The 26363-nt window shown below is 64.5% G+C and carries 24 protein-coding genes; 15 read left to right on the plus strand and 9 right to left on the minus strand.

Going from position 1 to position 26363, the window contains the following annotated elements; translation table 11 throughout:
• The first annotated feature begins 56 nt into the window (after window positions 1–56).
• The 12 genes from AC1DJB_RS09220 (at window position 57) to AC1DJB_RS09275 (ending at window position 11446) form a co-directional block, all read left to right on the plus strand.
• Window positions 57–773: an HAD hydrolase-like protein gene (locus AC1DJB_RS09220; protein ID WP_284988226.1), complete on the plus strand. Its 717-nt coding sequence runs from the start codon at window positions 57–59 to the stop codon at window positions 771–773.
• On the plus strand, window positions 760–1428 hold the full coding sequence (locus AC1DJB_RS09225) for a lysophospholipid acyltransferase family protein (RefSeq protein WP_059389285.1): 669 nt from the start codon (window positions 760–762) through the stop codon (window positions 1426–1428). Before AC1DJB_RS09220 ends, AC1DJB_RS09225 begins: the two co-directional genes overlap by 14 nt.
• Before the next feature lie 56 nt (window positions 1429–1484).
• On the plus strand, window positions 1485–3482 hold the full coding sequence (gene uvrC, locus AC1DJB_RS09230) for an excinuclease ABC subunit UvrC (protein WP_441437870.1): 1998 nt from the start codon (window positions 1485–1487) through the stop codon (window positions 3480–3482).
• An 87-nt stretch (window positions 3483–3569) separates the two neighbouring features.
• Window positions 3570–4493, plus strand: a complete 924-nt coding sequence (gene rapZ / locus AC1DJB_RS09235) for an RNase adapter RapZ (protein WP_284988224.1) — start codon at window positions 3570–3572, stop codon at window positions 4491–4493.
• A complete protein-coding gene (locus AC1DJB_RS09240; protein ID WP_059389284.1) occupies window positions 4493–5509 on the plus strand; it encodes a gluconeogenesis factor YvcK family protein in 1017 nt (338 codons plus the stop codon). The genes rapZ and AC1DJB_RS09240 overlap by 1 nt, the downstream gene beginning before the upstream one ends.
• A 9-nt stretch (window positions 5510–5518) precedes the next feature.
• The gene (gene whiA, locus AC1DJB_RS09245; RefSeq protein ID WP_133202987.1) at window positions 5519–6499 is read left to right on the plus strand and encodes a DNA-binding protein WhiA; all 981 of its coding nucleotides are present in this window, start codon (window positions 5519–5521) and stop codon (window positions 6497–6499) included.
• A gap of 109 nt (window positions 6500–6608) precedes the next feature.
• Window positions 6609–7232: a superoxide dismutase gene (locus AC1DJB_RS09250; RefSeq protein ID WP_059389282.1), complete on the plus strand. Its 624-nt coding sequence runs from the start codon at window positions 6609–6611 to the stop codon at window positions 7230–7232.
• 285 nt (window positions 7233–7517) lie between these two features.
• Window positions 7518–8528 (plus strand): type I glyceraldehyde-3-phosphate dehydrogenase, encoded by a 1011-nt coding sequence (gene gap, locus AC1DJB_RS09255; RefSeq protein ID WP_059389281.1) that lies wholly within the window; start codon window positions 7518–7520, stop codon window positions 8526–8528.
• A 9-nt stretch (window positions 8529–8537) separates the two neighbouring features.
• Window positions 8538–9764, plus strand: coding sequence for a phosphoglycerate kinase (locus tag AC1DJB_RS09260; protein ID WP_307053014.1), 1227 nt, complete (start codon window positions 8538–8540; stop codon window positions 9762–9764).
• Window positions 9765–9847: 83 nt separating this feature from the next.
• Window positions 9848–10663 carry a triose-phosphate isomerase gene (tpiA, locus tag AC1DJB_RS09265; RefSeq protein ID WP_059389279.1) on the plus strand — a complete coding sequence of 272 codons (816 nt, stop codon included), beginning with the start codon at window positions 9848–9850 and terminating at the stop codon, window positions 10661–10663.
• A 47-nt stretch (window positions 10664–10710) separates the two neighbouring features.
• Window positions 10711–10968: a preprotein translocase subunit SecG gene (gene secG / locus AC1DJB_RS09270; protein WP_059389278.1), complete on the plus strand. Its 258-nt coding sequence runs from the start codon at window positions 10711–10713 to the stop codon at window positions 10966–10968.
• An 82-nt stretch (window positions 10969–11050) separates the two neighbouring features.
• Window positions 11051–11446: an RNA polymerase-binding protein RbpA gene (locus tag AC1DJB_RS09275; protein ID WP_284988220.1), complete on the plus strand. Its 396-nt coding sequence runs from the start codon at window positions 11051–11053 to the stop codon at window positions 11444–11446.
• Here the strand turns inward: AC1DJB_RS09275 and pgl are convergent.
• The 6 genes from pgl to tkt are packed head-to-tail and all read right to left on the minus strand — an operon-like array spanning window position 11399 to window position 19666.
• On the minus strand, window positions 11399–12217 hold the full coding sequence (gene pgl, locus AC1DJB_RS09280) for a 6-phosphogluconolactonase (protein ID WP_284988219.1): 819 nt from the start codon (window positions 12215–12217) through the stop codon (window positions 11399–11401). The genes AC1DJB_RS09275 and pgl overlap by 48 nt on opposite strands.
• Window positions 12218–12225: 8 nt before the next feature.
• Entirely contained in the window at window positions 12226–13149 is a 924-nt protein-coding gene (locus tag AC1DJB_RS09285) for a glucose-6-phosphate dehydrogenase assembly protein OpcA (protein ID WP_284988218.1), read from the minus strand.
• On the minus strand, window positions 13146–14711 hold the full coding sequence (zwf, locus tag AC1DJB_RS09290) for a glucose-6-phosphate dehydrogenase (RefSeq protein ID WP_059389277.1): 1566 nt from the start codon (window positions 14709–14711) through the stop codon (window positions 13146–13148). Before zwf ends, AC1DJB_RS09285 begins: the two co-directional genes overlap by 4 nt.
• 15 nt (window positions 14712–14726) lie before the next feature.
• Window positions 14727–16358 (minus strand): glucose-6-phosphate isomerase, encoded by a 1632-nt coding sequence (locus AC1DJB_RS09295; RefSeq protein WP_476910155.1) that lies wholly within the window; start codon window positions 16356–16358, stop codon window positions 14727–14729.
• Between the two features lie 5 nt (window positions 16359–16363).
• Complete coding sequence (gene tal / locus AC1DJB_RS09300) at window positions 16364–17482, minus strand: transaldolase (protein ID WP_284988216.1); 1119 nt, start codon at window positions 17480–17482, stop codon at window positions 16364–16366.
• A gap of 57 nt (window positions 17483–17539) precedes the next feature.
• Window positions 17540–19666 carry a transketolase gene (gene tkt, locus AC1DJB_RS09305; protein WP_370872085.1) on the minus strand — a complete coding sequence of 709 codons (2127 nt, stop codon included), beginning with the start codon at window positions 19664–19666 and terminating at the stop codon, window positions 17540–17542.
• 403 nt (window positions 19667–20069) lie between these two features.
• On the opposite strand from tkt, the gene AC1DJB_RS09310 reads away from it, so the two are divergent.
• Complete coding sequence (locus AC1DJB_RS09310; protein WP_059389275.1) at window positions 20070–21032, plus strand: heme o synthase; 963 nt, start codon at window positions 20070–20072, stop codon at window positions 21030–21032.
• Between the two features lie 179 nt (window positions 21033–21211).
• Here AC1DJB_RS09310 and AC1DJB_RS09315 read toward each other — a convergent pair whose 3' ends face one another.
• From AC1DJB_RS09315 to AC1DJB_RS09325, 3 genes are read right to left on the minus strand one after another with little or no spacing between them, the layout of a single operon-like run.
• Complete coding sequence (locus AC1DJB_RS09315) at window positions 21212–22156, minus strand: COX15/CtaA family protein (RefSeq protein ID WP_059389274.1); 945 nt, start codon at window positions 22154–22156, stop codon at window positions 21212–21214.
• Between the two features lie 59 nt (window positions 22157–22215).
• Complete coding sequence (locus tag AC1DJB_RS09320) at window positions 22216–22992, minus strand: ABC transporter permease (protein ID WP_059389273.1); 777 nt, start codon at window positions 22990–22992, stop codon at window positions 22216–22218.
• Window positions 22989–23954 carry an ABC transporter ATP-binding protein gene (locus AC1DJB_RS09325; protein WP_284988214.1) on the minus strand — a complete coding sequence of 322 codons (966 nt, stop codon included), beginning with the start codon at window positions 23952–23954 and terminating at the stop codon, window positions 22989–22991. Before AC1DJB_RS09325 ends, AC1DJB_RS09320 begins: the two co-directional genes overlap by 4 nt.
• Before the next feature lie 152 nt (window positions 23955–24106).
• On the opposite strand from AC1DJB_RS09325, the gene AC1DJB_RS09330 reads away from it, so the two are divergent.
• A complete protein-coding gene (locus AC1DJB_RS09330; protein WP_059389270.1) occupies window positions 24107–24874 on the plus strand; it encodes a helix-turn-helix transcriptional regulator in 768 nt (255 codons plus the stop codon).
• Window positions 24875–24885: 11 nt separating this feature from the next.
• Window positions 24886–26361 (plus strand): Fe-S cluster assembly protein SufB, encoded by a 1476-nt coding sequence (gene sufB / locus AC1DJB_RS09335; protein WP_284981344.1) that lies wholly within the window; start codon window positions 24886–24888, stop codon window positions 26359–26361.
• The last annotated feature ends 2 nt before the right edge of the window (window positions 26362–26363 follow it).

Genomic DNA, 26363 nt, shown 5'->3' on the forward strand with positions numbered 1-26363 from the left:
TTCCCTGGCCGGCATGTGAGTTTCAGGCATGCCTCAACTCGTGAGAAACTAACCCGGTGACTCAAACAATGGTGCCCGTAATCTTTGATCTGGACGGCACCCTTGTCGATCCTGCAGGCGGCATAACCGGCGGTATCGCCGCGGCCCTGGGCGAAATGGGGCTCCGTGTCCCGGAACAGGCCGTGCTGGACTCCATGGTCGGGCCCAAGCTCAGCGATTCCCTGGAACACATTGCCGGGGTTCCCACAGGAAAAGTCGACGAAGTCATTGGGCTGTACCGCAGCTATTATCGTTCCGTCGGAATCGCTCAAAGCCGGCTATACCCCGGAATCCGTGAGCTCCTGCAGTTCTTCGCGGAGTCGCGGCGGCCGGTTGCCGTCGCCACCCAGAAACCCCAGGGCTTGGCCCACACCGTGTTGGAGCACCATGGCATTGCCGGTTTCTTTGCCTCCATCTGCGGTGCGCCGGACGACGAGTCAATAGCCGCCAATACAACTCCGGGTAAGGTGGCAATCGTTGGTGCCGCTCTGGCCACGTTGCGTTCCCAGCCTGCGGTGATGGTCGGAGACCGCCACCAGGATGTTGCCGGGGCCATGGCCAACGGCCTCGACTGCATCGGGGTCAGTTGGGGATTTGCGCCCGACGGCGAACTTCAGGAGGCAGGCGCCGTCGCCGTCGTGGACACCGCGGCGCAGCTGCTGAAGAAGATCGAAGAACTTGACGCTGTCCGCGCGGCGGCCCTGAGCGAGGTGCAGAACGATGGAAGCCTTTGATGTCATCCGCTGGACCACGCGCGGACTGATTTCCAGCACCTGCCGGCCCACGGTCATCGGGCTGGAGAACGTGCCCAAGGAAGGGCCCTTCATCGTGGCCCCGAACCATTTGTCTTTTCTGGACAGCGTTATTGTCCAAGCCTTGATGCCGCGCCCGGTGGGCTTCTTTGCCAAGGCCGAGTATTTCACCACCAAAGGCTTCAAAGGCCGCGCGATGAAGGCGTTCTTCCAGGCCGTTGGATCCATTCCGGTGGAACGCGGAGAGCAGGCAGCCAGCGTGCAGGCCCTCAAGACCCTCCTGGACATCCTGGAGAACGGCAGGGGCATCGGCATCTATCCGGAGGGAACCCGCTCGCGCGACGGCTTGCTCTACCGCGGGCGGACCGGTGTCGGCTGGCTTGCCCTGACAACTGGGGCGCCGGTGGTGCCGGTTGGCCTCATCGGCACGGACAAGCTGCAGCCCGTGGACCGGAACACCGTTCGTCCACAGCATTTCACCATGAAGGTCGGCGAGCCGCTGTACTTCGAGAAGACCGGTCCGGACCATTCCCTGCCGGCCAGGCGCGAAGTCACGGACAAGATCATGGATGCCATTGCGGTATTGAGCGGCCAGGAACGTTCCACGAGCTACAACCAGAGCAAGTCCGCGGAGTAGCCCTCCGCGAAGCGGGCCCGTACGGGGGAGCGCGATTCCCTTACTAGACTGGATCTGTGGCAGATCCAGCGAGTTATCGACCCCAGACGGGAGAAATCCCCACCACCCCCGGCGTCTATCGGTTCCGGGATCCGCACGGCCGTGTCATCTACGTGGGCAAGGCGAAGAACCTCCGATCCCGGCTGAACTCGTACTTTGCCAACCCGGCGGGTTTGCTGCCGAAGACGCACGCGATGGTGCACGCGGCCAGCAGCGTCGAATGGACCATGGTGGGCAGCGAGCTTGAGTCGCTCCAGCTCGAATACACCTGGATCAAGGAATTCAAGCCCCGCTTCAATGTGGTCTTCCGCGATGACAAGACGTATCCGTACCTTGCCGTGAGCATGGCGGAGAAGCTCCCGCGGGTCCAGGTCATGCGCGGGGAGCGCCGCAAGGGCACCCGCTATTTCGGGCCATACACGGCCGGGGCCATCCGCGAAACAATGGACACCTTGCTCCGCGTCTTCCCGGTCCGCAGCTGCAGTCCCGGCGTGCTGAAGCGCGCCCAGGCCAGCGGCCGGCCATGCTTGCTCGGCTACATCGACAAATGCTCGGCCCCGTGCGTCGGCCGCGTCACCGCCGAAGAGCACCGGGCCATCGCCGAAGACTTCTGCTCGTTCATGGGTGGCGAAGCCAAACGCTTCATCACCCGCCTCGAAAAGGACATGGGCGCCGCCGTCGCCGAGCTGGACTACGAGCGGGCGGCCCGGCTCCGGGACGACATCATCGCCCTCCGCAAAGTGTTCGAGCGCAACGCCGTCGTGCTCTCCGAAGACACCGACGCGGATGTCTTCGCCCTGCACGACGACGACCTTGAGGCTTCCGTGCAGGTATTCCACGTCAGGGGTGGCCGGGTGCGCGGCCAGCGGGGCTGGGTCGTGGAAAAAGTCGAAGACGCCACCACTCCGGAACTCATCGAGCACCTCTTGCAGCAGGTCTACGGAGAGGACAGCGACAACCAAGGCCGTATTCCGCGCGAAGTCCTCGTCCCTGAGATTCCGAGCAACCATCACGAACTGCTCGAATGGCTCGGCGGCCTCAGGGGCGCCAAGGTGGACATCCGCGTGCCGCAGCGTGGCGACAAGGCCGCCCTCCTGTCCACCGTCCGCGAAAACGCCGAGCAGGCGCTGAAGCTCCACAAAGTCCGGCGCGCCGGCGATATCACGGTCCGTTCCCAGGCGCTCCAGGAACTGCAGGAAGCGCTCGAGCTTCCCGTGCCGTTGCTCCGGATCGAGTGCTACGACATTTCCCATGTGCAGGGCACCAACGTGGTTGCGTCCATGGTGGTGGTGGAGGACGGCCTCCCGAAGAAGGCCGACTACAGGAAGTTCTCCATCACCGGTGCGGCGGCAAGCGACGACACCGCTGCGATGCACGACGTCCTCACCAGGCGCTTCAGGCACTACTTGCAGGATAAATCCGCCCAGCTTCCCAAGAGCGGAGAAGTTCCGCACCCGGGAACAGGTGAACCGCCGTCGCCGGAGGATGCTGCCCTCACGGGAGCCAAGGCGAAGTTCGCTTATCCGCCCAACCTCGTCGTCGTCGACGGCGGGCAACCCCAAGTGAATGCGGCCGCCCGGGCCCTCGCGGAACTGGGCATCGACGACGTCTACGTCGTGGGCCTCGCCAAGCGCCTCGAAGAGGTCTGGTTGCCGGACAGCGACTTCCCGGTGATCCTGCCCCGCACCTCCCAGGGGCTCTATCTGCTCCAGCGCATCCGCGACGAAGCCCACCGTTTCGCCATCACCTTCCACCGGCAGAAACGTGGAAAGGCCATGACGGTGTCGGCGCTTGACGGCGTTCCGGGTCTCGGCGAAGCCAAACGGAAGGCGCTCGTGGCGCATTTCGGTTCGCTCAAGAAGATCAAGGCGGCAACGGCCCTCGAGCTCACGGCCGCGAAGGGGATCGGCCCGGCATTGGCGGAAGCGGTCGTCAGCCATCTCGCGGCGGCCGGTGCCTCCGGAGAGGCCGCTCCTGCCGTGAACATGACCACCGGCGAAATCCTTGAAATTTAGCTAGGGTAATAAGCGGACCCCTCCTGAAGGGGTCCGCTTGTGGACCATCCCAAAAACTTTGGACCATCTCAGAAACGGGGAAACTTGATGTCAGAGCCAACAGCAGGATCCGGCGCGGAGCAGGACGGTCTGGTACCCGTCAAGCCTGTCGAAGCGGAACTGCTGGTGGTGACCGGCATGTCCGGAGCAGGCCGGAGCACCGCCTCCGACGCCCTGGAGGACCATGGCTGGTACGTCGTCGAAAACCTTCCCCCGCAGATGCTGGGGACGCTGGCGGAAATCGTCTCGCACGCGCCACAGTCCATCCCCAAGCTTGCCGTCGTCGTGGACGTGCGCAGCAAGGGCCTCTTCACCGATATCAGGACGGCGCTCGGCGCGCTCAGCGCCACCGGAATCACCTTCCGCGTCCTCTTCCTCGATGCCAGCGACAACGTCCTGGTGCGGCGGTTTGAGCAGGGCCGCCGCCCGCATCCGCTCCAGGGCGGTGGCCGGATCCTGGACGGCATCGCGGCGGAGCGGGACGTCCTGAAAGAGCTAAAAGAATCCGCGGACGTCGTCTTGGACACGAGCACGTACAACGTCCACGGCCTGGCGACCGCCATCACCGAACTCTTCACCGACACGGGCCCTGTGGCGCTGCGCTTGAACGTCATGAGCTTCGGCTTCAAATACGGCCTGCCCGTGGACGCCAACTTCGTGGCGGATGCTCGCTTCATCCCCAACCCGCACTGGGTTCCGAAATTGCGTCCGCACACAGGGCTCGACGCCGACGTCAGCGACTATGTCCTGGGGGCCGCTGGCGTGAAGGACTTCGTCGACCGTTACGTCCTCGCCTTGGAGCCCGTCCTCGACGGCTATCGGACGGAAAACAAGCACTACGCCACCATTGCCGTCGGTTGCACCGGCGGCAAGCACCGTTCGGTCGCGGTCGCCGTCGAACTCTCCAAACGGCTCGCGCAATACCCGCGGGTCACCGTCACCACAAGCCACCGCGATCTGGGTCGCGAATAATGGGGGTCCTGACCGGACCCCTGCCGCTGGTTCCACCGAAAGGCACGCCGGGCAGCCAGCCCGCCAAAGGCCCCTCGGTTGTGGCGCTCGGCGGCGGACACGGGCTTTCCGCATCGTTGTCGGCACTGCGGCTCCTGACCTCCGAGCTCACCGCGATTGTCACCGTTGCCGACGACGGCGGATCCTCCGGGCGGCTCCGCGAAGAGTACGGCGTCCTTCCGCCGGGCGACCTTCGAATGGCGCTGAGCGCACTGTGTGACGACACCGATTGGGGCCGCACCTGGCGGGACGTCATGCAGCATCGCTTCAAGACTCCAAGCGGACGCCAAGGTTCCCTGGACGACCACGCCATGGGGAACCTGCTCATTGTCACCCTCTGGGAGCTTCTGGGCGACGCAGTGGCTGGATTGAAATGGGCAGGCGCCCTTCTGGGTGCCCGCGGCCAGGTCCTCCCGATGTCCACCCAGCCGCTGAACATCGAGGGCGACGTCCGGGTGCCACTGCCCGGGGGCGGGTACGAGTTCCAGATCGTCAAAGGCCAGGCCAAGTGCGCCGTTGCCGGATCGCTCGAAAACGTCAGGCTCCTTCCGGAAGACGCACGCGCCTGCATCGAAGCGTTGACCGCAATCGAGCTTGCGGACTGGATCATCCTGGGTCCCGGCTCCTGGTACACGTCAGTGTTGCCGCATTTGCTGCTGCCGGAAATGCGCCAGGCCTTGTGCGACACCCCCGCCAAACGCTGCCTCACCATGAACCTCGCCATGGACACCAAGGAAACCTCCGGGATGTCCGCGGCGGACCACCTGGATGCCCTGCGCCACTATGCGCCGGAGTTCAGCGTGGACGTTGTCCTGGCCGATCCCACCTCGATATCGGACCTCAAGGAATTCGAACGCGCTGCCGGGATGATCGGTGCGGAGGTKGTCTTGGGTAAAGTGGGGGCGTCGAGCCGCCGTCCAGTCCACGACCCGCTGCGTCTGGCATCGGCGTATCACGATATCTTCGGGAATAGTTAGGAACATGCGATGGCACTGACCGCATCGGTCAAGGAAGAACTTTCCCGGCTGGACATCAAGAAGTCGTCCGTCCGCAAGGCCGAAGTTTCGGCCATGCTGCGTTTTGCCGGCGGGCTGCACATCATTTCGGGCCGCATCGTGATCGAGGCGGAGGTTGACCTCGCCTCAACGGCGCGGCGGCTGCGCGCCGCGATCGCCGAAGTCTACGGGCACCAGAGCGAGATCATCGTCGTCTCCGGCGGGGGACTCCGTCGGGGTAGCCGCTACGTTGTCCGCGTAGTGCGCGACGGCGAAGCCCTGGCCCGCCAGACCGGCCTCCTCGACGGCCGCGGGCGGCCCGTGCGCGGCTTGCCGTCCGCCGTCGTCAACGGTTCGGCGTCGGACGCGGAGGCTGTGTGGCGCGGCGCGTTCCTGGCTCACGGTTCCCTCACCGAACCCGGCCGGTCATCCTCGCTCGAGGTCACGTGCCCCGGGCCGGAATCGGCGCTTGCCCTGGTAGGCGCTGCCCGCCGCCTCGGCATCCAGGCCAAGGCCCGGGAAGTGCGCGGCGTGGATCGCGTGGTCATCCGTGACGGCGACACCATCGCCGCGTTGCTCACCCGGATGGGCGCGCATGACGCCCTCATGGTGTGGGAGGAGCGCCGCATGCGGAAGGAAGTCCGGGCCACGGCCAACCGCCTCGCGAACTTCGACGACGCCAATCTGCGCCGTTCGGCCCAGGCCGCCGTCGCGGCTGGCGCCCGCGTGGACCGGGCCCTGGAAATCCTGGGTGACGACGTTCCGGACCACCTCAAGTACGCGGGTGAACTCCGGGTCGCGCACAAGCAGGCCAGCCTCGATGAATTGGGCCGGCTTGCCGATCCGCCCATGACCAAGGACGCCATCGCGGGAAGGATCCGCCGGCTGCTGGCCATGGCGGACAAGCGGGCCGGCGACCTGGGGATCCCGGGCACCGAGGCAAATGTGACCCCCGAAATGATGGACGAATAGGGCGCCCGTCCTAGAATCGTCAGGGTGTAGATTTCCGGCCGGTTCGCCGGTCGGATGAACAAAACGAGAGTTACCAAACGGACCCCGGTCCACTACATTGGAGGATTTCGTGACAGAGTACGTACTGCCCGAGCTCGGCTACGACTACGCAGCACTTGAGCCGCACATTTCGGCGAAGATCATGGAGCTGCACCACAGCAAGCACCACGCCGCCTATGTAGCAGGCGCCAACAACGCTTTGGCCCAGTTGGCCGAGGCGCGCGACAAGGGCGACTTCGCCAACATCAACCGCCTCTCCAAGGACCTCGCGTTCCACACCGGCGGCCACATCAACCACTCCGTGTTCTGGAACAACATCTCCCCGGACGGTGGCGACAAGCCCGAGGGTGAGCTGGCTGCGGCCATCGATGACGCCTTCGGCTCCTTCGATGCTTTCCGTGCCCAGTTCTCGGCAGCCGCGCTTGGACTGCAGGGTTCCGGCTGGGGCTTCCTTGCCTACGAGCCCATCGGCGGCAACCTCCTCATCGAGCAGCTCTACGACCAGCAGGGCAATGTCGCAGTCGGCACCACGCCGCTGCTCATGCTGGACATGTGGGAGCACGCTTTCTACCTGGACTACGTCAACGTCAAGGCCGACTATGTCAAGGCCTTCTGGAACATCGTCAACTGGGCCGACGTCGCAAAGCGCTTCGAAGCGGCCCGCGCGAACGCCACCGGGCTGATCGTTCTCTAGGGACTCCGTCCAGGATCGGTGGGTGACGCGGAATACACGGGGATGTAACAAACTTCACATTCAGGTGAATTTCGCCCAAATACCGGATTGTCTGCCCCCGCAGTTGCGGGGGCAGACGTAGTTAAACGTAAGATGGGTCACGGAAGGCGGTTAGCCTTCAGCAATGTGGCTGGTCGCCCTCCGATCTGATAATCACTTCTGCCCAATGATGTGCGGGAATTGTTAGTTGGAATCAAGATCCGACTCACTAGGTGTGCTTGCAAGAGCACCAAGGAGACTGAAATAGTGACCACCCGTATTGGTATCAACGGCTTTGGCCGCATCGGCCGCAACTACTTCCGCGCAGCACTCGCCCAGGGTGCCGACCTCGAAATTGTTGCGGTCAACGACCTCACGAGTCCCGAGGCACTTGCCCACCTTTTGAAGTACGACTCCGTCGGCGGCCGCCTGACCCAGTCCGTCGAAGTCAAAGAGGGCAACCTCATTGTCGACGGCAGCATCATCAAGGTCCTCGCAGAGCGCGACCCTGCAAACCTGCCGTGGGCCGAACTGGGCGTCGACATCGTCATCGAGTCCACCGGCTTCTTCACCAAGGCCGCCGCTGCCCAGAAGCACATCGACGCAGGTGCCAAGAAGGTCCTGATCTCCGCTCCTGCTTCGGACGAAGACATCACCATCGTCATGGGCGTCAACCACGAGCTCTACGACCCCGCAGCACACCACATCATTTCCAACGCTTCCTGCACCACCAACTGCCTCGGCCCGCTGGCCAAGGTGGTCAACGACGCCTTCGGCATCGAACGCGGCCTCATGACCACGGTGCACGCCTACACGGCGGACCAGAACCTGCAGGACGGCCCCCACAGCGACCTCCGCCGTGCCCGCGCCGCAGCGATCAACATGGTTCCCACCTCCACTGGTGCTGCCAAGGCGATCGGTCTCGTCCTTCCGGAACTCAAGGGCAAGCTCGACGGCTACGCCATCCGCGTCCCGGTCCCCACCGGTTCCGCCACGGACCTGACCGTCACGGTTTCCCGCGAAGTAACCGTTGAGGAAGTCAACGCGGCTCTCAAGGCAGCTTCGGAGACCGAGCAGTTCAAGGGCATCCTCAGCTACACGGCAGACCCGATCGTCTCTTCTGACATCGTCGGCGACCCCTCTTCTTCGATCTTCGACTCCGGCCTCACCAAGGTCATCGGCAACCAGGTCAAGGTTGTTTCCTGGTATGACAACGAATGGGGCTACTCCAACCGCCTCGTTGACCTCACGGAGCTCGTCGCATCCAAGCTGGGCTAGGGTAGACACATGACATCTCACACCCTCAACGAACTGATCGCTGAAGGTGTCCGCGGGCGGTACATTCTTGTCAGAAGTGACCTGAATGTGCCGCTCGACGGCTCTACAGTGACCGACGACGGCCGCATCAAGGCCTCCCTCCCGGTCATCGAAAAGCTCTCGGACGCCGGTGCCCGCGTGCTCGTCACGGCCCACCTGGGACGCCCCAAGGGCGCTCCCGAGGCCAAGTATTCGCTCAAGCCGGCTGTGGCGCGGCTTGCGGAGCTCGCGCCATTCAAGGTCCAGCTCGCGGAAGACACCGTTGGTGAGTCCGCCAAGGAGCTGGCCGGGTCCCTGGACGATGGAGACGTCCTGGTCCTGGAGAACGTCCGTTTCGACGCCCGCGAAACCAGCAAGGACGACGCCGAGCGCGGCGCCTTCGCCGATGAACTCGTGGCGCTCACCGGCGACAACGGTGCCTTCGTGGATGACGCCTTCGGCGCTGTCCACCGCAAGCACGCCAGCGTCTACGACGTCGCCACCCGGCTTCCTTCCTACCAGGGTGACCTTGTGCACACCGAGGTGGAGGTTCTGCGCAAACTCACCACTGATACCCAGCGCCCGTACGTCGTGGTCCTCGGCGGTTCCAAGGTCTCTGACAAGCTCGCAGTGATCGACAACCTCCTCGGCAAGGCAGACACCATCCTCGTCGGTGGCGGAATGCTCTTCACCTTCCTCGCAGCGGCCGGTCACAAGGTTGCGGGCAGCCTGCTTGAAGCTGACCAGATCCCCGTGGTCCAGGACTACCTCAAGCGCGCCTCCGACGCCGGTACCGCCTTCGTCATCCCCACCGACGTCGTGGTCGCAAGCCGCTTCGCCGCCGACGCTGAACACGAAGTGGTCGCCGCTGACGCGATCGAGGACAGCTCGTTCGGCGCCTCCGGCATTGGCCTGGACATCGGACCGGTATCCGCGGAGGCTTTCGCCGAGCAGATCAAGGCCGCACAGACCGTGTTCTGGAACGGCCCCATGGGCGTCTTCGAATTCGAAGCCTTCTCCGGCGGCACCCGTGCCATCGCCCAGGCCTTGACTGAGACGCCGGCATTCACCGTGGTTGGCGGCGGCGACTCCGCCGCGGCCGTCCGGACCCTCGGCTTTGAGGACTCCCAGTTCGGACACATTTCCACGGGCGGCGGCGCCAGCCTGGAATACCTTGAAGGCAAGGATCTTCCCGGCCTGAGCGTTCTGGACCGCTAAGGCTACATGGCCGGCGGGGCGCCCTTCCTTGAAGGCAAGCGCCCCGCCGGCTTTCCCTATCTCAACGCATCTTTGGAGCACACGTGACAACTTCTGCCAACGGAAACTTCATCCGCAAGCCCTTCATTGCCGGCAACTGGAAGATGAACATGGACCACGTCCAGGGCATCACCCTGCTCCAGAAGCTGGCTTGGACCCTCTCCGACGCCAAGCACGACTACAGCCGGGTGGAGGTGTCGGTCTTCCCCCCGTTTACCGATCTGCGCGGTGTGCAGACCCTCGTCCAGGGCGACGAGTTGGACGTCGTCTATGGCGGACAGGACCTCTCGCAGTTCGACTCCGGAGCGTACACCGGCGATATCTCCGGCCAGTTCCTCAACAAGCTCGGTTGCGCCTATGTCCTGGTGGGCCACAGCGAACGCCGCACCATCCACAACGAGGACGACCAGGTCCTCAACGCGAAGGTCAAAGCAGCCTTCCGCCACGACGTTACGCCGGTCCTGTGTGTCGGCGAGGGCCTTGAGGTCCGCCAGGCCGGCACCCATGTGGAGCACACGCTGGCCCAGTTGCGCGCCGGCGTCGAAGGCCTCACCGCAGACCAGGCCGGCGAACTGGTTGTCGCGTACGAGCCTGTCTGGGCCATTGGTACTGGCGAAGTCGCGGGTCCCGAAGACGCACAGGAGATGTGCGCCGCTATCCGTTCAGAGCTCGCATCCTTGTTCGACGATGCTGTGGCCGCCAAGACCCGCCTCCTTTACGGTGGTTCGGTCAAGGCCAACAATGCGGCAGCGATCATGGCCGAAAGCGACGTCGACGGCTTGCTGGTGGGTGGCGCGAGCCTGGACCCCGCCGAGTTTGCTAACATTGTCAGGTTCGAGAGCCACCTCAGCGCGGCTTAGTCCGTTTCCGGTTCCGCTCCCGTTTTCCGTTCTTCTGAAAGGCCGTCGTGGACGTTCTTCAAGTCATTCTGCAGATTCTGCTGGGCATTACCAGCCTTCTGCTGACGCTGCTCATCCTCCTCCACAAGGGACGTGGCGGCGGGTTGTCCGATATGTTTGGCGGTGGCATGAGCTCAGGATTGAGTTCTTCAGGTGTCGCAGAGCGAAACCTCAACCGCTTCACCATCGTCTTGGGCTGCACTTGGGGTGTCGTGATCATTGGACTTGGCCTCATCATGCGCTTCACCGCGGGCGGAGACTCCTAGCACTGCCGTCGCCGGGATCCTCCCACTAGACTAGGCTGCATGGCCTTCAAGCCATGCAGCCGAACTCTCAAGGGGATCGACGATGGTTCATGGTACTTCTGGATTCCGGGGCACACGGGCCGGCGTAACAGCTGGATCGGCCCCAAGAAACCAACCCGACTCTGTAGTCGGCGAAAGCTTGCCGCGTATTCGTGTTCCCTATTGGTGCGCCAAGGGACATGAGACGCGGCTTGTTTTCGTTAAACTCCCGGAAGATCAAATCCCGATCCGGTGGGATTGCCCGAAGTGTGGCCTGGTTGCCGTCCGCGAACAGGGCGAAGCCACCATGGAACGTGCGGACGAAGAAATCTTCAAGAGCCACCTGGACTACGTTAAAGAAAGACGCTCCAGCCAAGACGCGGAGATTGTCCTGGCCGGAGCGCTCAAGCGGCTACGCGCCCGCGGGGTCCTTTCGGACGAGCTGCTGGGGGACGCGTGAGGCTGCATTCTCATCGATAAGCCACAGGGTCCTCGAGCGGCCACTGGGCCCGGAGGCGGGAACCTGCACCGGGTTGGCCCCGGCAAGTGCCAGCCCCACGGCGCCGGCCTTGTCCTCGCCTGCCACGACCATCCAGATTTCCTGGGCGGAGTTGATGGCGGGCAAGGTCAGCGAAATCCTCGACGGCGGTGGCTTGGGGGAGTTCTCGACCCCCACCACCGTACGGTCCTTCACGCGGATACCTGCCTGCTCCGGGAAGAGCGAGGCAATATGCGCATCCGGACCCACCCCGAGCAGCAGGATGTCGAAGCGGGGCAACTCGCCTGCCTCCTCGGGACGGTTGTCCGAGGTGTCCGCGGAGTGCTCGGCCTCGGCAGCGGCTTTGAGCCGGGCCGCGTAGTCCGCCGCGGCCTCGTCCGCGGTGGCGAACTCATCCGATGATCCCGGTTCGTGCACGCGGGCCGGGTCCACTGGCAAGCTGGAGAGCAGTGCCTCACGCGCTTGCACGGTGTTGCGGTCGGTGCTGTCCTTGCCGACGAAGCGCTCGTCACCCCACCAGAAGTTCACCCGGGACCAGTCAACGGCCGGCGCCGCGGGCGAATCGGCAACCGCTTTCAGGGTGCCGATGCCCACGGTTCCGCCGGTGAGGACCACAGTGGCTTCTCCGTGCTTGTCCTGGACGTCCACCAGCTTGGTGATGAGCCGTGCTGCGATCGCGGCCATAAGGACGGCGGAGTCGGGATGGATGCTTACTCTTGGGTCAGCGCTCACTGGGACGGTCACTCCTTGCTATTGGTTCGGGGCAGTCCCATAGTAATCACTTCTCCGAAGACATCGTCCGGATCAAGACGGCGCAATTCTTCGGCGAGGCAGTCCCGCAGGCTGCGGCGAGGCAGTGAAATCCGCTGCGCGGGCTGGCCGGGCTGGGTCAGTTCCGCGATGGTGAGTCCGGGACGGACCAGCTGGACGTCGCCTGTGGCGCGGCTCAGCCGTACCCTGCGGATGCCTGTTCCCGCCGGGTCGGCAACAATCTGGACCGGAGCGTCGAGGAACAGGGTGAGCCAGGCGGCCAGCAGCAGCGTGCTGGGCGAGTCGGAAGCACCCTCGACGGCGATGGCCGTGACGGGGGATTCGTCTACCTGGTCCAGGGCTGCCGCGAGCTGGAGGCGCCAGTTGGTCAGGCGTGTCCAGGCGAGATCGGTGTCGCCGGCCCGGTACGTGTTCCGGATCCGGGCCAGCGCTGCTGCGGGGTCGGCCTCGTTGGCGGAGTCCGTGATGCGGCGGTGCGCGATCCTGCCGATGGATGTCTCGCAGGCGTTCTCGGGTGCTCCGTGCGGCCACCAGGCCACGATCGGCGCGTCCGGGAGCAGCAGTGCCGCGACGAGGGATTCGCTTTCCTTGGCGAGTTCACCGTAACCGCGCAGCACGATGACTTCTGATGCTCCGGCGTCGCCACCCACGCGGATCTGGGCGTCGAGGCGGTTCGGCGCTTCGCTGCCTGCGTCCGCGAGGACGATGATGCGGCACGGATGTTCGCGGCTGGCCTCGTTGGCTGCCTCGATGGCTTCTTCCTCAAGCCCGGACTTGGTCACCACCACGAGGGTCAGGACGCGTCCAAGGGCGATCACACCTCCCTGCTCGCGCAGGGAGGTGATCTTCTTGGAGATCTTGGAGGTGGTGGTGTCGGGAAGATCTACGATCATGGCCTTCTCCAGGTTCGTCCGTCGCGGGCAAGCAGCTCGTCGGCCGAGGCCGGGCCCCAGCTGCCGGGAGCGTAGGGTTCGGGCTGTTCGTCGAGTCCGGCCCAGTATTCCTCGAAGGGGTCCAGGATCTTCCAGGACTCCTCGACTTCCTGGTGCCGCGGGAAGAGCGGGGGCTCGCCGAGCAGCACGTCCAGGATCAGGCGTTCGTACGCCTCGGGGCTGGACTCCGTGAACGAGTGGCCGTAGCCGAAGTCCATGGTCACGTCGCGGACTTCCATCTGCGTGCCGGGAACCTTGGACCCGAAGCGGATGGTAGCGCCCTCGTCGGGCTGGACCCGGATGACCACGGCGTTCTGGCCGAAGTCGTCCTCGCCGTGGCCGCGGAACAGCAGGTTGGGTGCGCGCTTGAACACCACGGCGATTTCCGTGACGCGGCGGCCAAGACGCTTGCCGGCCCTCAGGTAGAACGGAGCCCCGGCCCAGCGCCGGGTGTTGATGTCCAGGCGGATGGCCGCGTAGGTTTCCGTCTTGGAATCGGCCGGAATGCCGTCTTCCTCGAGGTAGCCCTGCACCAGTTCCCCGCCCTGCCAGCCCCCGGTGAACTGGCCGCGGGCCGAATGGGTGGAGAGGTCCTCGGGAAGCCTGACAGCAGCGAGGACCTTTTCCTTCTCGGCACGCAGGTCATCGGCGTTGAAGGAAATGGGCTCCTCCATGGCCGTCAGGGCCAGCAACTGCAGCAGGTGGTTCTGGATGACGTCGCGGGCCGCGCCGACGCCGTCGTAATACCCCGCCCGGCCGCCGGTGCCGATGTCCTCGGCCATGGTGATCTGGACGTGGTCAACATAGTTGGCGTTCCACAAAGGCTCGAACAGCTGGTTGGCGAAGCGCAGGGCCAGGATGTTCTGGACCGTCTCCTTGCCAAGGTAGTGGTCGATGCGGAAGACCGCGTCCGGCGGGAAGACGGACTCCACGATGTCGTTGAGCTTGCGCGCGGACTCCAGGTCGTGGCCGAACGGCTTTTCGATGACCACCCGGCGCCACTGGCCGTCGCCGGCCTGCGCCAGCCCGTGCTTGGAGAGCTGCTGGCAGACCTGCTCGAAGGCCTTGGGTGGGATGGACAGGTAGAAACCGTGATTGCCGCGCGTGCCGCGGGTTTCGTCCAGTTCGTCCAGCGTGGCGCTGAGGCGCTTGAACGCCTGGTCGTCGTCGAATTCTCCCTGGACGAAGCGGATGCCCTCGGAGAGCTGGTTCCAGACGGCGTCGTCGAACGGGGTGCGGGAGTGCGCCTTGACGTTCTCCTTGACCTCGTTCGCGAAGTCCTCGTTGCTCCAATCCCGCCGGCCGAAGCCGACGAGCGCGAAGCTCGGCGGCAACAGCCCGCGGTTGGCGAGGTCGTAGACCGCCGGCATGAGTTTCTTCCGGGCAAGGTCGCCGGTGACTCCGAAGAACACCAGCGACGATGGCCCTGCGATGCGGTTCAGGCGCCGATCCCGAGGATCCCGAAGGGGATTGCGGTGGCTTGCCTTTCCGGTGGACCGGTAACCGATTTCAGTTTCTGGCATGTTTGGGTTTGTGCCTTAGCTTTCGAGCGCGCTGGCCTGGCCGGCCAATGCGGCGACGATTTCCTGGAGCTGGGCAACGCCGGCTCCGCGGTCCGTGAGGTGCAGACGTAGTACCGGGCGGCCGTGGTTCTCGAGAACCTGGGCATCGCCGGCCGCCTGGGCTGCAATCAGCTGGCCGAAGGTGAACGGCCGTTCCGGAATGGCGATGTCGCCGGTCGCGGAAGCGGTCACCTGCAGGAACGAACCGATGGCCGGTCCGCCCTTGTGGAATTGCCCGGTGGAGTGCAGGAAGCGCGGACCCCAGCCAAAAGTGACCGGGCGGCCGCTGACCCCGGCGAGTTCGTCCCGGATGCCCTTAAGCTGCGCGAACGCGATCCGGTCGAAATACGCCTGGACGCTCAGGTAGCCGTCCGTGCCGAGTTCGCCGAGGAGCGCCTTGACGGCATCGGCGGCCGTTGCCGCGTCGCCGAGCCACGCACCTCCGCGGACCTCGATCGCGCCGTCGACGAAGTTCGCCGGCGTCGGCTCGGGACGCGCGTCCAACAGGCCGCGCGCGGCAATCTTGGCTGCCTCGACGTCGGGCTGGTCAAAGGGGTTGATGCCCAGCAGGCGGCCGGCGACCGAGGTGGCGAATTCCCAGACGAACATCTGGGTGGCGAGGCCACCGGCGATGGCGGCTTCGTTTTCGCCGAGTTCGACGTCGGATTCCGCACCGACGAGGCGGATCACCAGGACGTCTTCCGCACCGCTGCTGACCTCGGGTGCGGAAGGACCTGCAACAACCGGCAGGACCCCCGTGCCGAGCTTGCCCGTGGATTCGGCGATGAGCTGTTCGGCCCAGTCCGCGAAGCCGACGATTCCGGAACCGTCTTCGACGATGACGATCTTGTTGCGCAGCGGGGTGGTTCCGCCCAGGGCGGCACCGAGCCGGAGCCCGATGTTCTCGGGTGAGTCTTCGTTGAGGATTTCCGCAGCTTCCTCGGCCTCGTCCAGGAATGCCTGGATGTCGACTCCCGCGAGGCCGCTGGGGACCAGGCCGAAAGCCGTCAGCGCCGAAAAGCGGCCGCCGACGTTCGGGTCGGCGTTGAAGACGGCACGGTAGCCGGCTTCACGGGAGGCCTTGTCCAGCGGGGAACCCGGATCGGTCACGATGACGATGCGGCTCTTGGCGTCGATCCCGGCCTCGGTGAAGGCCTGCTCGAATGCCCGTCGCTGCGAGTCGGTTTCGACAGTGGAGCCTGACTTGGACGAGACCACGATGGCGGTCTCGGCCAGGCGGTCCGCGAGGGCAGCACCGACTTGTTCGGGGTCTGTGCTGTCCAGCACGGTCAGCTCGACGCCAGCAGTGCCGGCAATGACCTCGGGGGCAAGCGAAGAGCCGCCCATGCCACACAGGACAATGCGGGAGACGCCTTCGGCCCGGAGGGCATCCCGGAGTTCCAGGATCCCTTCGACCAAGGGCTGGGAAACGGTTGCCGCTTCCACCCATCCGAGACGGATGGCGGATTCGGATTCGGCATCCGGACCCCACAGAGTGTGGTCCTTGGCGAAAATCCTGGTGGCAATCCGGTCTTCGACAAGTGCCGGGATGTGTTGCTCGATGGCCTGCTGCGCAGCACCGCTGGCGTCGTAGCTGAGAGTGCTCATGTGGGTTAGGAAGCCTTCCGTGCAGAGGCGAGGGCACCTTCGACGTCGGCCAGAAGTTCCTTCCAGCTGGCGACGAACTTGTCCAGGCCCTCGGATTCGAGGATTGCGACAACGTCGTTGTAGGAGATGCCCAGGCCCTCGAGTGCGTTGAGGACGTTGTTTGCTTCTTCGTAGGTGCCGGAGATGGTGTCACCCGTGACGACGCCGTGGTCGAACGTGGCGTCGAGGGTCTTTTCCGGCATGGTGTTGACGACGCCGGCCGCGACCAGTTCGGTCACGTACAGGGTGTCCGGGTACGCCGGGTCCTTGACGCCGGTGGAGGCCCACAGCGGGCGCTGGGGGAGCGCGCCTGCTTCGGCCAGGACTGCCCAACGCTCGGTGGAGAACAGCTCTTCGTAGACCTGGTAGGCGAGGCGGGCGTTGGCGACGCCTGCCTTGCCCTTGAGGGCCTTGGCCTCATCGGTGCCGATGGCGTTGAGGCGCTTGTCGATCTCGGTGTCCACGCGGGAGACGAAGAAGGACGCCACGGAGTGGATCTTGGAGAGGTCGTGGCCGTTTTCCTTGGCCAGCTCCAGGCCGGACTGGAATGCGTTGATGACGGCGCGGTAGCGCTCCAGGGAGAAGATCAGGGTCACGTTGACGCTGATGCCCTCGGCCAGGGTTGCCGTGATGGCGGCGAGGCCTTCGAGGGTTGCCGGGATCTTGATGTGGACGTTGTCCTTGTTGACCTTCTTGTACAGGTGCTTGGCCTCGGCGATGGTGCCTTCGGTGTCCCACGCCAGGCGGGGGTCCACCTCGATGGAGACGCGGCCGTCCACGCCGTTGCTCGCTGCCGCGACCGGGGCGAAGAGGTCGCAGGCATCGGCGACGTCGGTGGTGGTGATCTCGAAGACAGTCTCTTCAACGGTTGCGCCCTTGGCGGCCTCTTCGGCAATCACGGCGTCGTAGTCGCTGCCGGCGGTGATGGCGGCGTGGAAGATGGACGGGTTGGTGGTGACACCAACGACGTTCTTCTCTTCGATGAGCTTCTGCAGGCTGCCGCTGGAAAGGCGTTCGCGGGAGAGGTCGTCAAGCCAGATGGACACGCCGGCGTCGGAAAGCTGCTGGGTGGGAGTCGTAGTCATTTCTTTAATCTCCTTGGAAATCTGTTCGTTGCTGTCGGATTCGTCTCAAACGCTTTTTCAGCTATTGAGACCCGCGAGGGAGTCCTTTGCGGCGGCGGCGACTGCTTCTGCCGTGATGCCGAACTCCTTGAAGAGGCGCTTGTAGTCTGCCGAGGCGCCGAAGTGCTCGAGGCTGATGGAGCGTCCGGCGTCGCCGACGAATTCCTTCCAGCCCAGTGCCAGGCCTGCTTCGACCGAGACGCGGGCCTTGACGGCGGCGGGGAGCACGGACTCGCGGTACGCGGAGTCCTGCTTGTTGAACCACTCGACGCACGGCATGGAGACGACGCGGGTGGCGATGCCTTCGGCCTGGAGCGCTTCGCGGGCGTTCACCGCGAGCTGGACCTCGGAACCGGTGCCGATCAGGATGACCTCGGCCGGGACCGTAGCGCCGTCCTTTGAAGCCTCTGCCAGGACGTAGCCGCCCTTGGCGACCCCGGCGGTGGAGCCGAAGGTGTCACCCTCGGCAAGGCCTTCGCCGCGTGCGTAGGTCGGGATGTTCTGGCGGGTCAGCACGATGCCTGCCGGGTTCTCGTGGTTCTCAAGCATGGTCTTCCATGCCGCGGCAACCTCGTTGGCGTCGCCGGGACGGACAACGTCCAGGCCCGGAATGGCGCGGAGGGTGGACAGCTGCTCCACCGGCTGGTGGGTTGGGCCGTCTTCGCCCAGGCCGATCGAGTCGTGGGTCCAGACGTACAGCGACGGGACGCCCATGAGCGCGCCAAGGCGGATCGCGGGACGCTGGTAGTCACTGAAGATCAAGAACGTGCCGGAGAACGCCCGGGTCCGGCCGTGCAGCGAAATGCCGTTCACGATCGACGCGGCAGCGTGCTCGCGGATACCGAAGTGCAACACCCGGCCGTACGGGTTGCCCTTCCACGCGCCGGTGGAGCGCGAGGCCGGGATGAACGACGGCGAACCCTCGATGGTGGTGTTGTTGGACTCGGCGAGGTCGGCTGAGCCGCCCCACAGTTCCGGAAGGACCGGGCCGATCGCGTTCAGGACCTTGCCGGACGCGGCGCGGGTGGAAACTTCCTTGCCTGCTTCGAACACCGGCAGTGCGGCGTCGAGCTCGACGGGGAGCTTCTTGGCCTCGATGCGCTCAAGCAGTGCCGCGCCCTCGGGGTTGGCGGTCTGCCACGCCTCGAAGGATGCCTGCCATTCGCTGCGCTCGGCTGCGCCGCGCTCGACGACTGCACGGGCGTGCGCCAGGACGTCCTCGTCAACCTGGAAGGAACGCTCGGGATCGAAGCCCAGGACTTCCTTCAATGCTGCGACTTCTTCGGCACCGAGGGCGGAACCGTGGATCTTGCCGGTGTTCTGCTTCTTGGGAGCCGGGTAGCCGATGATGGTGCGCAGCGAGATGATGGACGGCTTGCCGGTCTCGGCCTTGGCGGCGAGCAGGGCACCGTAGAGCTCCTGGACGTCTTCGACGTATTCGCCGGTCTTCGTCCAGTCCACGCGCTGGGTGTGCCAGCCGTAGGCCTCGTAGCGCTTGAGGACGTCTTCGGTGAAGGCCACGTCGGTGTCGTCTTCGATGGAGATGTGGTTCTCGTCGTAGATCACCACGAGGTTGCCCAGTTCCTGGTGGCCGGCCAGGGAAGAAGCTTCCGAGGTGACGCCTTCCTGGAGATCGCCGTCGGAGGCAATGACCCAGATGGTGTGGTCGAACGGGCTCTCGCCGGCGGGAGCATCGGCGTCGAACAGGCCGCGTTGGCGGCGCTGCGAGTAGGCGAAGCCCACCGAGGAGGCCAGGCCCTGGCCCAGCGGGCCGGTGGTGATCTCGACGCCGGCGGTGTGCTTGTATTCCGGGTGGCCGGGGGTCAGCGAGCCCCAGGTGCGCAGAGCCTCGAGGTCCTTCAGCTCCAGGCCGTAGCCGGAAAGGAACAGCTGGATGTACAGGGTCAGCGATGTGTGTCCGGGGGACAGGATGAACCGGTCGCGGCCGATCCAGTCCGGGTGCTTCGGGTCGTGGCGCATCAGCTTCTGGAACAGCAGGTAGGCGGCCGGCGCAAGGCTCATGGCCGTACCGGGGTGACCGTTGCCGACCTTCTCGACGGCGTCAGCGGCCAAAACGCGGACGGTGTCCACGGCGCGCTGGTCCAGGCTTGTCCAAGTCAGTTCTTGCTCTTCCAAATGTGGCACGTAAACCGAGCCCCTCTCTGTGCTGACGGCTGGTGACGGCACATGGCAAGCCTCGGGCACAGGATGGCGCCCGCTGCGAAGTTCCTACCAGCCGTTCACCATTGAAACGTTGATCTATCACCCAGACATGCAAATCTGAGAATACGCTTTCTCGGAAACCTGCGTGAGCTGATCTGCAGACAGCTTAGCCCGGTTCGCCACCCCGAATGGTGGGAATCTCAAAAAATGGACGCATATTCCGTTTTATGAATCACGGCAGCGGCAAAGCGCCGGTGAACTTTCGGAAACAAAGGAAAGTTCCGGGTGCCATGGCGTCGGACAGGCCACGGTATGATATCTGGAGGCCGAACCGGGGTGCCGCCACCGCGGGAAACCCGCCTTGACAACACCAGCAAAGAACAGAGTGACTGCCAACGTGAGCACAACAGATACGCCCCTCAATGCTTCCCCGGCTGTGGGGAAGCGCGGAATGTCCCGTAAGTTCAAGGCGTATCTGGCACTGACCAAACCCCGCGTGATCGAATTGCTGCTGGTCAGCACCCTGCCCACCATGATCTTCGCGCAACGGGGCTTCCCCTCGATCGGCTTGATCCTCGCCACGTTGGTGGGCGGCGCCTTCGCCGCCGGCAGCGCAGGGGTCTTCAACTGCTACATCGACCGCGACATCGACAAGTTGATGCACCGCACCGAAAAGCGGCCCCTCGTGACGGGCGAAGTCACCCCTCGCGAAGCACTCGTCTTCGCATGGATCCTTGGAGCTGCCTCCATCGCCATCCTGTGGTTCGGGGCCAATCCGCTGTCTGCGTGGCTCGGCCTTGGTGCGATTGTTTTCTACGTTGTCATCTACACGATGATCCTCAAGCGCCGCACTGCACAGAACATCGTGTGGGGCGGCGCGGCCGGCTGCTTCCCGGTGCTGATCGCCTGGGCCGCCGTGACCAACACTGTGGAGTGGCCCGCCGTCGTGCTCTTCATGGTGATCTTCCTGTGGACTCCTCCGCACTACTGGCCGCTGTCCATGCGGTACGGCGAGGACTACCGCAACGCCAACGTCCCCATGCTGGGTGCCATCGCAGGCGCCAAGGTGGTTTCCGTGCAGGTGGTTCTCTACGCCTGGGCCATGGTTGCGTGTTCGCTGCTTTTGGTGCCCGTGGGCCGCGCCGGCTGGGTGTACACCATCGCCGCCGTCCTCGCGGGCGCCTGGTTCCTGTATGAATCACACGCCCTCTACAACCGGGCACAGGGCGGGGACGTCTCGAACAAGGGAGCCATGAAGGTCTTCCACGGCTCCATCAGCTACCTGACGCTCCTCTTCATTGCCCTCGCGGTGGACCCGTTCATCGGTTCCCCGATCATCGGCGGCTGACGGCCCGTCACACTCGCCCTCTACATCCCCGTCACCCCCAAACGCCCGCTCACCTTTACCGCCTTTTCCCCGAACGCCCGCTCACTGATAGCGCTAAAACGAAAGACCCTCTTTCACGTCGCATGACGTGAAAGAGGGTCTTTCGTTTGGCTTTCGCAGGGGCCATCAGCCGCCAGGTGCTAGAGCTTCGGGCTGAACCGGGCCACATCCGCCGCGTTCGTGGCGGCACTCATGAGCAGGGCGGCGCCCAACATGTGCGCGCCTACCAGGAGGGCAGGAATGCCGTTGTAGTACTGGGCAAAGCCAATGACCGCCTGCAGGACCGTCACCGCGAGCAGCAGCAGGGCAGCTGTGCGGAACAAGCCGGTGATGCCCTTGCGCAGGACGAAGTAGACGGCGAAGACGGCTCCCGCCGTGATGAGGTACGCGGGCACTGCGTGGATATGCGAGAAGAGGTCCCAATCGAGATCGTTGCGCGGCGCGTTCGCGTCCCCTGCGTGGGGTCCGGCACCGGTCACCACGACGCCGAGGCACACGGCGACTGCCGAGAAGAACGCGACGGCGGTCATGACGGGGCTCATGGCGCCCGGAATCGGCGCCAACGTCAGCTTCATGAAGCGGCCGGTCCGTCCGTAGGCGCGGTTGACCAGGAGCGTGGAGAAGACAACCAGGGCCATCGAAACCAGGAAGTGCAGGCCGACAACCCAGGGGTTCAGATTCGACAGCACGGTGATGCCGCCGATGATGGCCTGGGCCGGAATGCTCGCGAGCAGGCCCACGGCGAGGAGGAAAAGGTCGCGGCGTTCCTTACGGAGGTTCCACAAGTACACCAGCATCAGCACGGCGACGGCGGCCAGGGCGAACGTCAACATGCGGTTGCCGAATTCGATGAAGCCGTGGATGCCCATCTCCGGCGTGTTCACCAGGGAACCGCTGGTGCAGCGCGGCCACGTGGGGCAGCCGAGCCCCGAGGATGTCAGCCGGACCGCGCCGCCGGTGACCACCAGGACCACCTGGCCGATCAGCGACAACATCGCCAGCCTGCGGACGGTGCTGTTGACCTCCGTGGGGAGCTTGGCGGTCAACTGCTGGATGGACTTCGGGAGGCGGGAAGCCGTGCTCACAGTTTTCTCAATTCTCGGTACTCAATTCACGCTGACGTTTTGGTTCCACAACGGGACGCTCAGTTCCATTTGAACCAGCGGACGGCGGCCGCGCCAGGAACGATGGTCCACAGCAACAGCACAAGGACGTAGGGCAGGGAGACGCTGCCATGGAGGAAAGCGTCCCTGAGCGACTGCCCCAGGGCTCCCGAGGGCAGGAAATGCACAATGTTCTGTGCCAGTTCCGGCAAACGCTCGGCAGGAACCACGATTCCGCCGAGGGCGCCCAGCAGAATCCAGAGCAGGTTCGTGATGGCGAGGGTTGCCTCCGGCCGCACTGTACCGGCAACCAGAAGCCCGAGCGCGGTGAAAGCGGCAGCGCCGAGAACCAAAAGCACCAGGCCCGGAAGCCAGCCTTCGGGACGCGGATGCCAGCCCAGCAACCCGGCCACGGCGCCGATCACCAGGACCTGGAGGACCAGGACGGCCAAGACGGCGATGATCTTTCCGGCGATGAGGCCGGTCCGGCCCAAGGGAGTGGTCGAGAGGAAGCGGAGCACGCCGTAGCGCCGGTCGAAGCCCGTGGCGATGCCTTGGCCCGTGAATGCCGTGGACATGGCGCACAATGCGAGGACGCCCGGCGTCGCGATGTCCACGCGGCTGGCGCCCAAGCCATCGAGCAGCGGTGTGACGGCGAGTCCCACCAAGGCCAGCAAGGGCATGATCACAGCCAGGATCAGCTGCTCGCCGTTCCGGATCATGGTCAAGGTTTCGTAGCGCCCCTGCAGCAGGATCCTGCGCATCAAAGGTGCGGGTCCGGCGTGGGGTGTGCTGCGCGCGGGGATCGCAGTGGTCATCGGATGTCCCTTCCGGAAATGTCCAGGAATACGTCTTCCAAGCTGCGCGCCTCCAAGCGGAGGGACGCCGGCATAATGCCCTTTTCGGCCCACCAGGCCGTGAGTTTGGCCAGATGTTGCGGAGTCAGCGTGCCTGCGATCGCGTAGCTGCCTGCCCGGCTTTCCGTGATGGTGAGTTCGTCGCCGATGGCCGCGGCTATGTCGAGTCCGGCCGGGGCATCGAAGAACAGGGTGCGTTCGGTCACGCCGTCCATGGCCTCGTGGCCGTGGCTCAACAAGTCGGCGACGGTGCCCTCTGCGACGTTGTGACCGGCGTCGATGATGTAGACGTAGTCCGCAAGCCTCTGGGCGTCATCCATGAGGTGTGTGGTGAGGATGATGCCCATGCCGGCATCCCGCAGTTCGGCGATGAGCTCGAAGACGATTTGGCGGGACTGGGGATCGAGGCCCGCGCTGGGCTCGTCCAGGAACAGGACTTCGGGGTTGCCGATCAGGGCAGCCGCAAGGGAGAGCCGTTGCTTTTGGCCGCCTGACAGGCGGCGGACTCCGGTGCGGCTGAAGGTGTCGATGCCCAAGCGCTCCACGAGTCCATCCAGGGGCAGCGGGTTCTGGTACATGCCCGCAATGTGACGGAGCAAGGGGATAGGACGGGCCGACGGCGGGAGGCCGCCGTCCTGCAGCATCACGCCGACGCGCGAACGAAGGTTCGCGCCGGCCGTGTCGGGGTCTTCGCCAAGGAGCGCGATGCGGCCGCCGGTACGTTTTTGAAGGCCTTGCGCGCATTCGAGCGTTGTCGTCTTGCCCGCACCATTGGCACCCAGCAAGGCAGTGATCTGGCCGCGCTCTGCGAACATTGACAGGCCGCTGACTACCCGGAGCATCTTGCCGTCAAGGGAAGCCAGCGGGCCAACGTCCTTGATGAGTCCATCGATGGTGAGGACAGGGGATTCGGGGGATCGCACCAGAGTATTCTACGTGAAGTAGTAGGGGTGCGGCGGGCAAGGTGCCGCAGGCCAGCCTTGCCTTACTGGATGCCCGGACTAAATTACGACATGATTGTGTTGTGTATTCCATGAGGAGTTCTGTTTCCGTGCCCGCAAGGCATAGCGCGGTCATGCCTGTGCCCGGTGGCACAGCTGCTGGCGCGGCTGACGCGGAAGACCGCACCCGCGACCGTGTACTCAACGCGGTGTTGGAGCACGGCCCCGTCAGCGCGGCTGAACTCGGCGACATGCTGGGTTTCACCCCCGCAGCCGTCCGCCGTCACCTGGATCACCTCCAGCGCGCCGGGGTCATTGAGGTAAAACGCGTCGCGAAGGCGGGTGCCGGCGCAGGCCGGCCGGCCCGTCGCTATGTCCTCAGCTCACAAGGGCAGTCGAAGCTCGGGGATGACTACCTGAACATTGCCAGTTCCGCGTTGCGGAAGCTCCGGGACCTCGCAGGCGAGGAAGCTGTCAGGGACTATGCGGTGGAGCGCTTCGCCGAAATGGAAGAGCGCTACGCACCCGAAGTGGACCTGGCGGGTTCCGACATTGCGGCCCGCGCTGTGGCACTGTCCAAGGCGCTGAGCAGGGACGGATATGTCGCGTCCGCTGCGTCTATTGAGACCAAGGCGCCGTTGCCCGCTTCCCTCTCGAGCGTCCAGCTGTGCCAAGGCCATTGCCCCATCCAGCAGCTCGCCGCGGAATTTCCCGTTTTTTGCGACACCGAGACCGAATTGTTCTCCCGTTTGGTCGGCGTCGACGTCCGCAGGCTTTCCACCCTCGCGCAGGGCGGACATGTCTGCACCACCCACATTCCAACCGGCAGGCCGGCCGCCAAGGAAGCCCTCGGGTTTCCGAAGCTGCGGGCCACGCCCCATGTCGAATCCAACAATCAGTAAGAAAGGCCGTGATGACGGGTCAATTAGCTGAAGGAACAGCAGAGAAAGCGCTAGCTGACGGTGCTGTGATCTCGGAGATTCTGGAGAAGAATCCCGAGCTGCACGGTATTGGCAACTACGAGTACGGATGGGCCGACAAGAACGACGTCGGCGCCAACGCACGCCGTGGTCTCAACGAAGAGGTAGTCCGCGACATTTCGGCCAAGAAGAACGAGCCGCAATGGATGCTGGACCTGCGCCTGAAGGGCTTGAAGTACTTCGACCGCAAGCCCATGCCCACCTGGGGTGCAGACCTCTCCGGCATCGACTTCGACAACATCAAGTACTTTGTGCGCTCCACCGAGAAGCAGGCTGCCACGTGGGAAGACCTCCCCGAGGACATCCGCAACACCTACGAGAAGCTGGGCATCCCGGAAGCCGAGCGCAGCCGCCTCGTGTCCGGCGTGGCCGCGCAGTACGAGTCCGAGGTCGTGTACCACCAGATCCGCGAGGACCTGGAAAAGCAGGGCGTGATCTTCCTGGACACCGACACCGCGCTCCGCGAGCACCCGGAGATCTTCCAGGAATACTTCGGCACCATCATTCCGGTGGGCGACAACAAGTTCGCGTCGCTGAACACGGCCGTGTGGTCCGGCGGTTCCTTCGTGTACGTCCCCAAGGGCGTCCACGTGGACATCCCGCTGCAGGCCTACTTCCGTATCAACACCGAGAACATGGGCCAGTTCGAGCGGACCCTGATCATCGCGGACGAAGACTCCTACGTCCACTACATCGAAGGCTGCACCGCTCCGATCTACACTTCGGACTCGCTGCACTCCGCCGTGGTGGAAATCATCGTGAAGAAGGGCGCCCGCGTCCGCTACACGACCATCCAGAACTGGTCCACCAACGTGTACAACCTGGTCACCAAGCGCGCCATCTGCGAAGAAGGCGCCACCATGGAATGGATCGATGGCAACATCGGCTCCAAGGTGACCATGAAGTACCCGGCTGTCTACCTGGTCGGCGAGCACGCCAAGGGTGAGACCCTGTCCATCGCCTTCGCCGGCGAAGGCCAGCACCAGGACACCGGCTCGAAGATGGTCCACATCGCGCCGAACACCAAGAGCTCCATCATTTCCAAGTCCGTTGCCCGCGGCGGCGGCCGTGCAGCCTACCGAGGCCTGGTCCAGGTCCGCGAAGGCGCCAAGCACTCCGCCAACACGGTGCGTTGCGACGCCTTGCTGGTAGACACCATTTCCCGTTCCGACACCTATCCCTACATCGACATCCGCGAGGATGACGTGGTGATGGGTCACGAGGCCACCGTTTCCCGAGTCAGTGAGGAGCAACTCTTCTATCTGATGTCACGCGGTATGCCCGAGGACGAGGCCATGGCCATGATCGTGCGCGGCTTCATCGAGCCGATTGCCCGTGAGTTGCCCATGGAATACGCCCTTGAACTCAACCGCCTGATTGAACTGCAGATGGAAGGATCCGTCGGTTAGCA

It is taken from the genome of Arthrobacter sp. 01T428 (assembly GCF_056398685.1).

What these genes read in the sequence shown, in the direction of transcription:
- AC1DJB_RS09225 (WP_059389285.1), top strand. Translation starts at nt 760, where the DNA reads ATGGAAGCCTTTGATGTCATCCGCTGGACCACGCGCGGACTGATTTCC.
- rapZ (WP_284988224.1), top strand. Translation starts at nt 3,570, where the DNA reads ATGTCAGAGCCAACAGCAGGATCCGGCGCGGAGCAGGACGGTCTGGTA.
- whiA (WP_133202987.1), top strand. Translation starts at nt 5,519, where the DNA reads ATGGCACTGACCGCATCGGTCAAGGAAGAACTTTCCCGGCTGGACATC.
- AC1DJB_RS09260 (WP_307053014.1), top strand. Translation starts at nt 8,538, where the DNA reads ATGACATCTCACACCCTCAACGAACTGATCGCTGAAGGTGTCCGCGGG.
- AC1DJB_RS09275 (WP_284988220.1), top strand. Translation starts at nt 11,051, where the DNA reads ATGGTTCATGGTACTTCTGGATTCCGGGGCACACGGGCCGGCGTAACA.
- AC1DJB_RS09285 (WP_284988218.1), bottom strand. Translation starts at nt 13,149, where the DNA reads ATGATCGTAGATCTTCCCGACACCACCACCTCCAAGATCTCCAAGAAG.
- zwf (WP_059389277.1), bottom strand. Translation starts at nt 14,711, where the DNA reads ATGCCAGAAACTGAAATCGGTTACCGGTCCACCGGAAAGGCAAGCCAC.
- AC1DJB_RS09295 (WP_476910155.1), bottom strand. Translation starts at nt 16,358, where the DNA reads ATGAGCACTCTCAGCTACGACGCCAGCGGTGCTGCGCAGCAGGCCATC.
- tal (WP_284988216.1), bottom strand. Translation starts at nt 17,482, where the DNA reads ATGACTACGACTCCCACCCAGCAGCTTTCCGACGCCGGCGTGTCCATC.
- AC1DJB_RS09320 (WP_059389273.1), bottom strand. Translation starts at nt 22,992, where the DNA reads ATGACCACTGCGATCCCCGCGCGCAGCACACCCCACGCCGGACCCGCA.
- AC1DJB_RS09330 (WP_059389270.1), top strand. Translation starts at nt 24,107, where the DNA reads ATGCCTGTGCCCGGTGGCACAGCTGCTGGCGCGGCTGACGCGGAAGAC.
- sufB (WP_284981344.1), top strand. Translation starts at nt 24,886, where the DNA reads ATGACGGGTCAATTAGCTGAAGGAACAGCAGAGAAAGCGCTAGCTGAC.